Origin of the sequence: Kitasatospora sp. LaBMicrA B282, assembly GCF_050325825.1 — a bacterium.
Classification (GTDB): domain Bacteria; phylum Actinomycetota; class Actinomycetes; order Streptomycetales; family Streptomycetaceae; genus Kitasatospora.
The window spans coordinates 1-11,897 of record NZ_JBNQTI010000219.1; the positions used below are offsets into that span (position 1 = coordinate 1).

An 11,897-nucleotide genomic window follows, 5' to 3' on the forward strand; every position below is an offset into this window, starting at 1 on the left:
CGCTGGCCGGCCCCGGCACCGCCGGCGACCCCGGAGCGCTCGCCGAGCTGGCCGCCGAGCGCCGCGCCGCCGCCCGGCTGCTGCTCGCCCACCCGCTGGTCACCGCCAGCGGCCCGCAGGCGCAGGCCTTCCCCCTGGTGCGCCGGCACGCCGACTGGCTCACCGGCCGGTTCGCCGAGCTGCTCGGCTACCCGCTCACCGTGACCGACCGGTTCGCCCGGCTGACCAAGGCGGCGCTCGGCCGCGGCGCGCTGCGCCGGCTCAGCGTGGCCGGCGTCCCGTGCACCCCCGCGCAGTACGCGGCACTGGTGCTGGCACTGGCCGCACTGCTCGCCGGACCCGACCGCCACCCGGCCGCTGCGCTCGGCGCCGAGCTGGCCGCGCACCCGCTGCTGAGCGGGTCGGAGGCGGCGGACGACGCGGGCGAGGCGGCCGGTGCCGGCGAGGCTGTTGAAGCGGGGGACGCGCCCGCGGCGGGTGCCGCGGTCGCCGCCGCGCTGGCCGTGCTGACGGAGTGGCAGGTGCTCACCGCGGCGCCCGCGGACGACGACCAGGACCAGCTGCTGGTGGACCACGAGCTGCTCGCCGCCCTGGTGGCCGGCTACTGCCCGGTCGACCCGGAGGGCCCGCCCGCGCCGCGCACCACGATCCCGGTGGCGGTGCGCCGCCGCCTGGTGGAGACCCCGGCCGTGCTCTTCGAGGAGCTCAGCGGGCTGGAACGGGAGTGGCTGCGCGAGTCCCGGGCCCGCGAGGTCGCGCTGTTCGCCGACTTCCTCGGGCTCACCGCGGAGGCGCGCCGGGAGGGCATCGCCCTGCTCGACCCGGCCGGCGAGCTGACCGACCTGCGCCTGCCCGGCCCGGGAGCGCTGGCCCACGCGGCCCTGCTGCTCGCCGAGCGGCTGGTCGACCAGCTGCGCCCGCTGCCGGGCGACGAGGCTGAGGAGGGGCTCGACGGGGTGGGCGCGGTGCCGATCGCCGAGGCGCTGATAGACGGGATCCTGGGCGACCTGGCCGACGAGTACGACACCGACGACCGGGTCCGCGAGCAGCACGCCGCCCACTGGCGGCAGGCCCACCGTGCCGACCGGTCCGCCTTCCGCCGCGAGGTGCTGGCCCTGCTGCACGCCATGCGCCTGATCGCCCCGGCGGGGAGCGGGGACGGGCCGGTCCGCTGCGGCTGGACCCTGCTCGCCCCGGCCGCCCGGTACGCGGCGCCGCTGGAGCTGCGGGCGGAGCCCGGGACGGGCCGCCACTCCCGGCGCTGACGCAGCGCCGGGCCGGGTTGATGCACCGTCAGTCCGAGCCGGCTGCCAGCCCGAGCTGGCCGTCACTGCTGGCCGTCGATTCTGCTGATCGACCGTCAATCCGACTGGTCGCCAGCGGTGTTCGACCGGGCGCCGGCGATCAGTCGGTCAGCGCGAGCCGGCCTCGGCGGTGACGTTGGTCTGGTGCTGCACGGTCTCCACGGTCGCCCCCACGCCGAGGGTGCCGAGGGCGATCGAGGCGGCCACCGCCGCACAGGCCAGGTACCGGCGGTGTCGCTTGGGCAGCGGGAAGCGCGGGCCCTCGGCGGCGGTCGCCAGGTACTCCGGGGAGTCGGCGTGGGCAGCGGGGCCCGGGCCCTCCGCGGGCTCCGGGGTGAGGGGCTCCACCGGGCGGCGGAGCGGCGGCAGCGATTCGTCCATGATGCTCAGCATTCCAGTCGGGTGTTAAACGATTGCGACACAGGGGTGAACGCCGTACCGGCGGGATGCGGCGATTCGGGATGATCACCCGCCAAGCCCGCGACCTGCGCCGATGGCCTCCGGGCGAGGCTCCGCGCCGGGCCGCATCGAGGATGCCGGGCACGGCTGGAGTCCGGCTGGGGCGGCCTCGCCGCCGGGGTGCGGGCGGCGCGGGCGTGCGGGGTTCGGCGGCTGGTCGAACGGACACGAACGGCGCCAGCCAGCATGCCATGCGCCGGCCGCCGGTGGGGCCGCGTGGCACGAGTGTGACGGAGCGTCAAACACCGTGCTGGGCAGCTGGACCAGTGCTGCCAAGGGCTCTGTGGTCGCCGGGTGGTCGGGCAGGTCACGGCCGGATTCACCCGGACGGTGGAGCGTTCCCGGCCGTGACCCGCCCGCGTTCTGCGGGTCGTGCGCCGGGTGTCGGCGAGCCACGACGCGGTGCGCGGGTATGGCGATCCTCGACCGGAGTTCGAGGATCGTCCGAGCCGGGCGGCGGCCTTCGGGTGCTCGGTGCCGTCAGCGGGGTGGCGCGGCGGCCGGGCGGCGCTCGCGCAGCAGCACCTCCTGGACCGCGGAGGCGACCAGTTCTCCGCTGCGGTTGTAGAACTCGCCCAGGGCCAGTCCACGCCCGTCCGAGGCCGAGGGGCTGCGCTGCGCGAAGAGCAGCCAGTCGTCCGCCCGAAACGGCCGGTGGAACCACATCGCGTGGTCCAGCGAGGCCATGGTGAACCGCGACGGGGCGTTGCGCTGGAACCGGTGCGGCTGGCGGTCGAGCGTGGTGGTGGCGGCCAGGGTCAGGTCCGAGAGGTAGGTGAGTGCGCAGACGTGCAGCAGTCCGTCCTCGGGCGGCAGCGGCGAGCCGGAGCGCAGCCAGACGAACTGCTGCGGCATGCCGGGCACGGCCGGCGGCAGGCCGGGGGAGTCCGGCGGGACGAAGCGCAGGTCCAGCGAGTGGAAGCCGCCGGTCTCGTCGACGTCCGTCGGTTCGCCCGCGACCCCGGACCCAGCCCCGGCTCCGGTCCAGGCCTGGATCGGGTCGGGCAGCTCCTCGGGGTCGGGTACCGGGGGCATGGTGCGCTGCCGCTCGGCCGACTTCTCGGGGAGCTTGAACGAGGCGGAGAGGGAGAAGATCGCCTCGCCGCGCTGCACGGCCGTCACCCGCCTGGTGGCGTAGGAGAGGCCGTCGCGGATCCGCTCCACCTGGTAGACGATCGGGCGGCTCGGGTCGCCGGGTCTGAGGAAGTACCCGTGCAGCGAGTGCACCGCCCGATCCGGGGTCAGCGTCCGGCCGCCCGCGGTCAGCGCCTGGGCGGCCACCTGGCCGCCGAAGGCGCGCAGCGGGGCGCCGGCGTGGCAGTGGCCGCGGAACAGGTTCCGGTCCAGCTCCTCGATCCGCAGCAGGTCGCGGAAGGAGGCGATCCGGCCGCCCGGCGCCGCGGCGTCCGTGGTGCCCTCGGCGCTTGCGTTGTTCGAGGTGCTCGCGGGCGGGCGGTCCTGGGCGGTCTGGTGGTCCGGTGCCGGTGCGTCAGCCATCTGATCATCGTGGCAGAGCGGCCCGCGCTGCGCCCTGGCGGGGGAGTCGGGGTCGGGGAGTCGGGGCCGGGGCGGACAGACAGGGGAGTCGGGGGTCGGGATGACAGCTGACAGATATTGAAATCTGTCAGCTGTCATCGGTCATTCGTGATTGGTGATCCGTGATCGGTCAGTCCCCTCAGGCCGGGACCTCGTCCTCCGCGGCCCCGACCGGCTCGCCCACCTCGCTCGCCTCGCCCACCTCGGCCGACCCGCTCGACTCGACCGCTCCACCCGCCCCGGCCCCCGCCCCGACCCCCGCCGCGGGCCGGCCCACGGCCACGGCCGCGCCCGCGGGCAGCCCGGCCACCGTGCGCCACCACGGGGTCAGCGCCGGCGGCTCGGCCGGCTCGAAGGGCGCACCCGGCACCGGGATCGCCACTGTGACCCCGAGGGCCTCCGCCGCCGCCACGGTGCGCTCGGCCGGCTCCTCCCAGGAGTGCGGGGCCAGGTTGAAGGTCGCCCAGTGGATCGGCAGCAGCAGGCCGGCCCGCACGTCCAGGTGGGTGCGCACACCCTCCTCCGGGGTCATGTGCACCTCGGGCCAGAACTTGCTGTAGGCGCCGACCTGGGTCATCGACACGTCGAACGGCCCAAGCCGCTCGCCGATCTCGGCGAAGCCCGGGAAGTAGCCGGTGTCGCCGCTGTGGAAGACCCGGTGCTTGGGACCGGCGACCGCCCAGGAGGCCCAGAGCATGTGCGGGTCGGTGCGCGGGCCGCGGCTGCAGTAGTGCCGGGCGGGCGTCGCGGTCAGGGTCAGGCCGGCCAGCTCGGCCGACTCCCACCAGTCCAGCTCGGTGATCCGCCCGGCCGGCACGCCCCAGTGCTCCAGGTGCGCACCGACCCCGAGCGGGGCGGCGAACTGGGCGCCGGAGCCGATCAGCGCCCGGATCGTGGTCATGTCCAGGTGGTCGTAGTGGTCGTGGGAGATCACCACCAGGTCGACCGGGCCGAGGTCGGCGAGCCGGATCGGCACCGGGTGCAGCCGCTTCGGGCCGATCCCCGGGAACGGCGAGCAGCGCACGCCCCAGACCGGGTCGAAGAGCACCCGCCGGCCGTCCAGCTCGACCAGCACGGTGGCGTGCCCGAGCCAGGTCAGCCGCAGACCGGAGGCGGGGGCGGTGGCCAGCTCGGCACTGCGCAGCCGGTGCACCGGGATCGGGCGGCTCGGCACCCGGCGGGACCAGTCGGAGCCCAGCTGGGCCCGGGTGATCTCCAGCGGCGAGCGCTCGTAGACCAGCCGCCGGGTCGGCACCGGGTTGCGGAAGGCGCCGTCCACGAAGTTCGGGCTGCGGCGGATCCGGGCCAGCCGGTCGCCGGTGGGGACGGCGCCGAAGGCGTCCCTGCGGATCCGCTGCCACCCGGCGGCCGGCAGCCGCCGCAGATCGGAGAGTCGGAACGAGCTGGGCACGGGGCCGGGCACGGCACCTCCTGGGAAGCCGGACAGGGGCGGCGGCACCGCCGTCGCTGCGGCACCACGCCGAGCGGGCACCTGGACGCCGTGGCGGCCCGGTGCCCGCTCGATACGATCAACACCTCATCCGGAGACTACCGGGCCCGATCAAGCCGGGCGCGGCGGATCGCTTGAACGACCGCCCGTTCGTGGCCCGGTCGGCGGCGTGCCACCCACGGGCACCGGCACCGCCCCTGACGCCCCGTCGGGGCCGGCGGGCACGTCGGTGGGCCGGGCTGCCAGGTCAGCGGTGGCGGGCCGCCGGGTGGGCAGCGCCGGGCCGCTCGGTCAGCGGTAGAAGCGGGTGATCGTCTCGGCGACGCAGTGCGGCTTGGCGCTCGCCTCGCTGGCGATGGTGAACCGGACCACGGCCTGCTTGCCGCCCTCGACGTCGGTGAGCGAGAGCAGCTCGGCGGTGGCCCGGACCGGCGTGCCGACCGGCAGCGGGGCCGGGAAGCGCACCTTCTCCGAGCCGTAGTTGACGGCCATCTTGACGGCCTCCACCCCGTAGCACTCCTTGGCCAGCAGCGGGATCAGCGAGAGCGTCAGGTAGCCGTGGGCGATCGGGCCGCCGAACGGGCCGGCCTTGGCCCGCTCCGGGTCGACGTGGATCCACTGGTGGTCGCCGGTCGCCTCGGCGAACAGGTTGACCTGCTCCTGGGTCACCGTGTGCCAGGCGCTGCTGCCGAGCTCGGTGCCGACCGCCGTGGCCAGCTCGTCGAGGGTGGCGAATATCGTCATGCTGCGCTCCTGAGTTCGCTCGCGGGACGCGGGCCGGCGGGTCGCCCCGCCGTCCGTGGCTCTGGGGAGCGTAGTCCTACCGGCCGGTCACCCGACCCCGGGGGAGCAGCCGCCGACCGGAGACCAGTTCGGCGGTGAGCCGGACGAACATCGGCTCCCGCTCGTCCGTCCACAGCTTCGGCCCGCTGCGCAGCAGCTCGGCGTGCTCCGCCGGTTCCCGCACCAGTCGGGCCGGGCCGTGCACCAGCACGCTCCACCCGGTGCGGGCCGCCTCGTCGAGGTGGTCGGCCTGGAACGCGGCGACCGTGCCGTCCAGCGCGCGGGCCAGGCTGCCGCCCGGCAGCAGGGCGAGGACCAGCTGCCCGTCCGGGCCGATCGCGAAGGGGACCGGGAGGACGCTCAGCAGCGCGTGGTCGGTGTACACCACGCGTCCGATGGGCACGGTGCTGAGCAGCCGCAGGCACTCGGCCTCGCTCAGTTCCTCGATCCGGTCGATGGTGTCCATAGGCTGATGGTGCGCCGATCGGGGAGGCGGCCAGTAGGGCCCATGGTCCCGGAGCCGGGGCTGATCGGCCCGGATCGGCCCAGACCGTGCTGGATCGGCTCAGACCGTGCTGGACCGGCCCAGACCGGACCGGCCCGGATCGGCCGAGATCCGATCGGCCCTGATCGGCTTGGTCCGGCCCGGACCAGCCCCGGAGCCCGCCCGCCGCAGCCCACCGCAGGTGCCGTTCGGGCCCGCCGCGGAGCGGGCCGGACAGAAACCCGGCACGTGGCAGCACCCGGTGGCGGCGGAGTGCGGCAGAGTGGCGACCAGCGGGGACGAGTACGGCCAGGAGGGGTGTGCGGCATGACGGGTCCGGGTGCGGGCGGCGCGGGGATGGGCGGCGGCATGGGGATCGGGGCGGGCATGACCGGAACCGGTGGCATGAGCGGCATGGCCGGTATGGGCAGTACGACCGGGCTGCCCGGTCCGGCCGGTTCGGGCGCGGGCGCGGGCCCCGCCGGCGCGAGCGGCGGCATCGAGCTGGTGGTGATCGGCGCCGACGGCGGCCCGGTGCGCAGCCACGGCGGCTCCGCCCTGGCCGGGCACGGCGCCCAGGTGCTGGCCCAGGCGCTGCCCGCGGTCTGCTTCGACACCGGCAACCGCGGCTGCCGGGTCACCCTGGTCCCGCCGGACGCGGACGCCAACGCGATGCTGACCGCGCTGCGGGCGGCCGCCCGTCAGGAGAGCAGATGGCTGGTGGTCTGCCTGCTGGGGCAGCTGGTCGTCGACCCGCGCGGGCGCCGGCTGGCGCTGGTGACCGGCGGCAGCACCCCGGAGAACGCCTACATGCGCGGGCTCGCCTGGGACTGGGTGGTCAGCTGCATGGTGCACGGCACGCCGGAGGAGGCGCTGCTGCTGGTGGACGTGGTCGCCGCGCCGGAGACCTGGGCGGCGATCGGCGGGCTGGACGGGGACCAGGGGGTGGCCGAGCTGCTGGCGCACTCCCGGGTGCCGCTCTGGGGGCGGGTCGGTCCGTACCCCGGGGGGCGGCGCGGTCGGTCGGCGGTGCTGCCGGGTGGTGAGGGGTCGTTCAGCTGGGCGCTCGGGCGGGTCCTGGAGCGCGGGGTGCCGGGCGCACCACCTGCGCTCGCGCCGGCCGAATTCCAGCCTGCGGTGGCCGCCGAGTTGGCCTGGGGTGAGTTGGCGTCAGGCTTGGAAGCCCGGCTGCTGGTCCCTCCTACGGGTGGCCGGTTGTTGCTGCGGAATCGGGCCGCGGTGCGCGGTGCGCTGGCCGGATTGTCGGTTTCCGAAGAACTGTTGGCCGTTCTGTGGCGGGAAAACGCCCCAACCGATCCGCCTTCCGCGTAAGGTCAGGGGCCCAAGGTGTTGCCGTGGGCGGTTGGGTTGGCGAAGAATCGTGCCCCACACTGCACTTCGGCAGCAGGCGGGCCTTTCTTGCCAAACTTGGGCTGCTTGCCAACTTCGGGCCGGCAGCCGGCCAACTTCGGCCGGCTGTCTGTCATCTTCGGGTGGGTCTGCGACTAGGTGGGGCTATGCACCGTGGCAGGGCTTTGTTACGCCTTCGGGCGGTCGGGGTCGGTGCGGCGGTTCTGCTCACGCTTTTCGCGACCGGCTGCGGGGGGTCCGCGGGGCGGGCGGGGTCATTGTCAACCGCCGTTCCGGGTGGGGTTACTGGGACGGGGGAGCCGGGGCTGCTGCCGACGCCGGGGTCCGCTGCGGGGGCGCAGGGCGGGGGCGGTTCGAGTGCGGACAGCCCAACCGTGGTTCCGCTGACCGGCAGCCCGGCGCCGACCACGGGCGCCACCGGGGCGGTCGGGCGCCAGGTGTTGAGCGCCTATCAGGGGTGGTGGGCCGCACAGGTGGCGGCGTATTCGGGGGCCGATCCGAACGGCGCCCAGGCCCGGGCCTCTTCCAATGGAACGGCGCTTGCGAACATCCTGCTCAGTCTGCACAACCTGCATGCGGCCAAGCTCGTGATGACGGGCAGACCGGTGGATTCCCCGGTGGTCCAGCGCCTCGATCCGAACGGTTCGCCGCCGAGCGCGGTGATCGAGGACTGCGTGGACGTCTCCGGATGGCACCAGGCGGATCCGAGCAGTGGTGAGTTGCGCGATCCGCAGCAACGGCTGACCCGATATCCGGCACAGGCCGTCCTGCGGCAGGACAACGGTATCTGGATGGTGTTCGAGTTCAATCGCGAGGCGGGCCGGACATGCTGAGCACAATGCGACGATTCCTTGGTCAACTCCTGCTGCTGATCGGTCTGGTGGTCGCCGCGACGGCTCCCGCCCAGGCCGACCCCACGCCGTCGCCGAGCGGCTCGCTCACCCAGTGCGACGTGCAGACGGCCTGCGTCGGGCTCGGCGACTCCGGCAGTCCGGGTGCGCCCGGGGGGACGGGCAGCCCGGGGAGCGGCTCGGGGGGCGGTTCGGGCGGGACCGCCACCTGCCAGTGGCACAACGTGCAGCACCCGTGCTGGGACCCGGACCTGGGGGTCTTCGACAACAACACCGGCTGCTACTACACCCCCGAGGACCCGCAGCCGCCGGCCGGTGACCCGTCCTGGGGCGGCAACGACCCGTCGACCGGCACGGTCTACCTGACCACCTGCTACGACGCGAACAACAACGCGACGGCTGGCACGCACTTCGACAACAAGCTGCCCGGGGTGGCCGATCCGCCGCCGAGCCCGGCCTACGTGGGCCAGGTGGCCGCCGGGAAGATCCGGATTCCCACTCCGGTGGCGCACAGTGCGCCGGCCGGCCAGGCCGTGGTCGGGATCCCGGTCTGGCTCTGGTACACCCAGGCCGCCCCGCAGCCCGTCACGGTCTCGCTGCAGGGCGTCAAGGTGCAGGCCGTCGCGACCCTGACCAAGGTGACCTGGGACCTCGGGTACTCCGTCGGCGGGAGCGAGGCCGAGCTGGACTGCACGGGTAAGAACGCCGTCCCGCCGCAGTCCTCGGCCCCCGGGCAGAACCCGCCCGCGGACGCCTGCCTGACCGTCTTCGGGCAGACCGCGGCGGGTGCGACCACCGCGCCGTCGCCCGCCGCCGCGGGCGCCGGGTCCAGCGCGTACTACCTGACCGTCAACCAGACCTGGCAGATCACCACCACGGACCTGAACAACCCCAACGGCCCGGCGCCCTACGGCCCGCTCACCATGCCCCCGGTGGGCAGCGCGCCGATGGAACTGCAGGTCACCACCCTCCAGGTGCTCAACTAGCCACCCCCGCACCGCACCAGCTCCTCAGGAAGGCCGAAGTCCGATGGAGAACCGCACCTTCTCGTCGCCGACCCTCGGCGCGCCGGGACCCGTCGGCCACGGCCAGGACCAGTCGGCCGCCGCCACCGGGGCGCGCACCGAGGCCCGGTCGGCGCCGGTCGCGCCGTCGCGCTCGCTGCGGGCCCGGCGCCGCCGGCCCGCGGTGATCGCCATGGCGGCCGCGCTGATCGCGGCCGGCGGGCTCGGCGGTGCGGTGCTCTACAACAGCAGCGGACAGCGGATAGCGGTGCTGGCGTTGGCCAGGGACGTCCCGTACGGGCAGCCGCTGACCGCCGACGACCTGGTGGTGGCGCGGATCGCCGGCGACCCGGCGCTGGCCCCGGTGACCGCCGCCGACCTGAACCTGGCGATCGGTCAGCGGGCTACCACCGACCTGCACCGCGGCGCGCTGCTGCTGGCCTCCGACGTCACCCGGCAGTTGGTGGTGCAGCCCGGCATGCAGGTGGTCGGCCTGCCGGTGCACGCCGCCCAACTGCCCGCCGCGGAGCTCCAGGTGGGCCAGCAGATCGTCGTCGTGCTGACCGGCGACCAGCCGGCCGCGCCGTCCGCCGGTGCGGGGGCGGGCGGGCCGGCGACGCTGAACGCCGTGGTGGCCGACCTGGGCAGGACCGGCGGCGACGGCCTCCAGGTGGTCGACGTCGCGGTGCCGCCGTCGGTGGCGACCACCCTGGCGGAGTGGGCGGCCGGCGGGCACTACCAGGTGATCCTCGCGCCCAAGTCCGGCTCCACGGCGGCGCCGTCGGGGTCGGCCGCGCCCTCGGGGGCGGCGACGCCGTCCGCGCCGGCCGGTTCCGGCGGGTCCGCCGCGGGCGGTGCTCCCAGCGGCTCGCCGGGCGGTTCGCCCAGTGCCTCCGGGAGCGCCTGATGGCCGTCATCGCGGTGACCGGCGGGCTGGGCGCGCCGGGGGCCACCACTTCGGCGCTGGCCCTGCTGCTCTGCTGGCCGTTGGCCCCGGGCCGCAAGGTGCTGCTGGCCGAGTGCGACCCCGACGGCGGGGCCGCGCTGGCCGGTGCGCTGGAGGGGCGGGTGGAGGCGGTGTACGGGCTGCGGAACCTGGCCGTCGCCGACCGCCGCGGGCTGCTCGCGGAGAGCCTCTGGGACCAGCTGATCGACATCTCGCCCGACGGCGCCGGTAACCGGCTGCTGCTGCCGGGATTGACCGATCCGGCCCAGGCGGCCGGGCTCGCCTACACCTGGGAGCCGCTGGCCGAGACGCTGCACGCGCTGGACCACCAGGGCTACGACGTGCTGATCGACCTCGGCCGCTCGGGTGCGACCGGCCCCGGCGCCGTGCTGGCCCGCCGGGCGGACGCGGTGGTCGCCACCGTCCGCACCACACTGCGCGGGCTCAGCGGCGCCCGCCCGCGGTTGGCCGCGCTGCGCGAGGACCTGGCGAGCGGCGGGACCGGCGCCGATGCGCTCGGGCTGCTGCTGATCGCCGAGGGCCCCTACCCGGCGGCGGACGTCACCCGGGAACTGGGACTGCCGGTGTTCGGCGTGCTGCCGTTCGCGGCCCGCACCGCGCGGGTGCTCTCGGACGGCGGGGACAGCTCGGACCGGCGGTTCGTCCGCTCCGAGCTGATGCGCACCGCGCGGACCACCGCGGACCGGATCCAGCAGTTGGTGACGGAGCGCCGGGACCGGCTGGGCCGACCGGGCGAGCCGGCACCGGTGGCGTTGGAGGCTGTGGCGTCGGAGGCGGTGGCGGCGCCCGCGGCTGGGTACGGCGGGACGGACGCGCAGACGGTGTACGGCGGGCCGCCGCCCGAGGAGTCGGTCGCGGCGGCCGGAACGGTCGGGGCGGCCGGGCCCGGCTGGGCCGCGGCACCGGCCGGCTACCAGGAGTACGGGTACCAGCAGGCCTACGCGGCGCCGTCGGGGCAGGTGTTCGCGCCCCCGGAGTACTGGCAGGATCCGGCGCCCGACGCGCCCGCGACTATGCCACCGGCAGCTGCCGCCGGGCAGCCGGGCGGGGCGGCGCAGGGGTACCCGCCGCCGGCGAGCCCGGTGCCGGGCGGCTGGGCACCGCCGGTGCCGACCGGGTACGTCGACCGGGCTCCGGCGGCCCCGGGCCACGGTCAGCCGTACGGCCAACCCGCCCCCGAGCCCCCGATCCCCGCCCACCCGGCCCCCGTCCACCCGGCCCCGACCCAGCCGGCGCCGGCACGACTCGCCCCCGGCGGGCAGGCCTTCGCCTCACCGGTCGGCCAGGTGTACGTGCCGCAGGCCGGACCGGTGCAGGTGGTGCCCGGCCCCGTGCTGCCCGGCGCGGTGCTCCCCAACCCGGTGGTCCCCAACCCGGTGCCGCCCAACCCGGCGACGCCCGGCCCGGTCGCACCCGCCCCGGTGCCGCCGGGCCGCCAGCCCTACCCGCCGCTGGCCGGGATAGCGCCGCACCCGGCGGCCCCCGAGCCGTTCCGGGCCCCGACCGAGGAAGCCGAGACCCAGGGGGAGGTGCTCCGTGCGCGGTAGCCCCATGCGTGACCGTTCCGCACCGGCCGACCGGGCCGAGCAGCCCGAGGCGACGGAGGGCGCCCAGGCCTGGCCCGCGCCGCAGCCGCCGACCGGCGCGCCCGCCGCGGGCTGGGTGCGCCCCACCGCCGCTGCGGCGCC

At 75.8% G+C, this 11,897-nt stretch carries 11 protein-coding genes; 6 read left to right on the plus strand and 5 right to left on the minus strand.

All coding sequences use genetic code 11. The features are described 5' to 3' along the window. Positions 1-1,265: DUF2398 family protein (locus tag ACQRUO_RS35580; protein WP_428320302.1), on the plus strand; the 1,265-nt coding region annotated here is incomplete at its 5' end. A gap of 147 nt (positions 1,266-1,412) precedes the next feature. Here ACQRUO_RS35580 and ACQRUO_RS35585 read toward each other — a convergent pair. The 5 genes from ACQRUO_RS35585 to ACQRUO_RS35605 all read right to left on the minus strand — a co-directional run bounded on the left by ACQRUO_RS35585 (position 1,413) and on the right by ACQRUO_RS35605 (position 5,998). After that, positions 1,413-1,685: a hypothetical protein gene (locus ACQRUO_RS35585; protein WP_428320303.1), complete on the minus strand. Its 273-nt coding sequence runs from the start codon at positions 1,683-1,685 to the stop codon at positions 1,413-1,415. A 558-nt stretch (positions 1,686-2,243) separates the two neighbouring features. Beyond that, on the minus strand, positions 2,244-3,260 hold the full coding sequence (locus ACQRUO_RS35590) for an acyl-CoA thioesterase (protein WP_428320304.1): 1,017 nt from the start codon (positions 3,258-3,260) through the stop codon (positions 2,244-2,246). Positions 3,261-3,438: 178 nt separating this feature from the next. Beyond that, entirely contained in the window at positions 3,439-4,722 is a 1,284-nt protein-coding gene (locus ACQRUO_RS35595) for an MBL fold metallo-hydrolase (protein ID WP_428320305.1), read from the minus strand. Between the two features lie 318 nt (positions 4,723-5,040). Next, complete coding sequence (locus ACQRUO_RS35600) at positions 5,041-5,493, minus strand: MaoC family dehydratase (protein WP_428320306.1); 453 nt, start codon at positions 5,491-5,493, stop codon at positions 5,041-5,043. Between the two features lie 76 nt (positions 5,494-5,569). After that, entirely contained in the window at positions 5,570-5,998 is a 429-nt protein-coding gene (locus ACQRUO_RS35605; RefSeq protein ID WP_428320307.1) for a pyridoxamine 5'-phosphate oxidase family protein, read from the minus strand. A 345-nt stretch (positions 5,999-6,343) separates the two neighbouring features. On the opposite strand from ACQRUO_RS35605, the gene ACQRUO_RS35610 reads away from it, so the two are divergent. The 5 genes from ACQRUO_RS35610 to ACQRUO_RS35630 all read left to right on the plus strand — a co-directional run bounded on the left by ACQRUO_RS35610 (position 6,344) and on the right by ACQRUO_RS35630 (position 11,756). After that, positions 6,344-7,348: a hypothetical protein gene (locus ACQRUO_RS35610; RefSeq protein ID WP_428320308.1), complete on the plus strand. Its 1,005-nt coding sequence runs from the start codon at positions 6,344-6,346 to the stop codon at positions 7,346-7,348. Positions 7,349-7,761: 413 nt separating this feature from the next. Beyond that, on the plus strand, positions 7,762-8,220 hold the full coding sequence (locus ACQRUO_RS35615) for a hypothetical protein (RefSeq protein WP_428320309.1): 459 nt from the start codon (positions 7,762-7,764) through the stop codon (positions 8,218-8,220). Between the two features lie 5 nt (positions 8,221-8,225). Further along, positions 8,226-9,224 (plus strand): hypothetical protein, encoded by a 999-nt coding sequence (locus tag ACQRUO_RS35620; RefSeq protein WP_428320310.1) that lies wholly within the window; start codon positions 8,226-8,228, stop codon positions 9,222-9,224. Positions 9,225-9,267: 43 nt separating this feature from the next. Further along, positions 9,268-10,149: an SAF domain-containing protein gene (locus tag ACQRUO_RS35625; RefSeq protein WP_428320311.1), complete on the plus strand. Its 882-nt coding sequence runs from the start codon at positions 9,268-9,270 to the stop codon at positions 10,147-10,149. Continuing rightward, positions 10,149-11,756, plus strand: a complete 1,608-nt coding sequence (locus tag ACQRUO_RS35630) for a hypothetical protein (protein ID WP_428320312.1) — start codon at positions 10,149-10,151, stop codon at positions 11,754-11,756. The genes ACQRUO_RS35625 and ACQRUO_RS35630 overlap by 1 nt, the downstream gene beginning before the upstream one ends. The last annotated feature ends 141 nt before the right edge of the window (positions 11,757-11,897 follow it).

What these genes read in the sequence shown, in the direction of transcription:
- ACQRUO_RS35620 (WP_428320310.1), top strand. Translation starts at nt 8,226, where the DNA reads ATGCGACGATTCCTTGGTCAACTCCTGCTGCTGATCGGTCTGGTGGTC.
- ACQRUO_RS35585 (WP_428320303.1), bottom strand. Translation starts at nt 1,685, where the DNA reads ATGGACGAATCGCTGCCGCCGCTCCGCCGCCCGGTGGAGCCCCTCACC.
- ACQRUO_RS35590 (WP_428320304.1), bottom strand. Translation starts at nt 3,260, where the DNA reads ATGGCTGACGCACCGGCACCGGACCACCAGACCGCCCAGGACCGCCCG.
- ACQRUO_RS35605 (WP_428320307.1), bottom strand. Translation starts at nt 5,998, where the DNA reads ATGGACACCATCGACCGGATCGAGGAACTGAGCGAGGCCGAGTGCCTG.
- ACQRUO_RS35630 (WP_428320312.1), top strand. Translation starts at nt 10,149, where the DNA reads ATGGCCGTCATCGCGGTGACCGGCGGGCTGGGCGCGCCGGGGGCCACC.
- ACQRUO_RS35610 (WP_428320308.1), top strand. Translation starts at nt 6,344, where the DNA reads ATGACGGGTCCGGGTGCGGGCGGCGCGGGGATGGGCGGCGGCATGGGG.
- ACQRUO_RS35625 (WP_428320311.1), top strand. Translation starts at nt 9,268, where the DNA reads ATGGAGAACCGCACCTTCTCGTCGCCGACCCTCGGCGCGCCGGGACCC.
- ACQRUO_RS35600 (WP_428320306.1), bottom strand. Translation starts at nt 5,493, where the DNA reads ATGACGATATTCGCCACCCTCGACGAGCTGGCCACGGCGGTCGGCACC.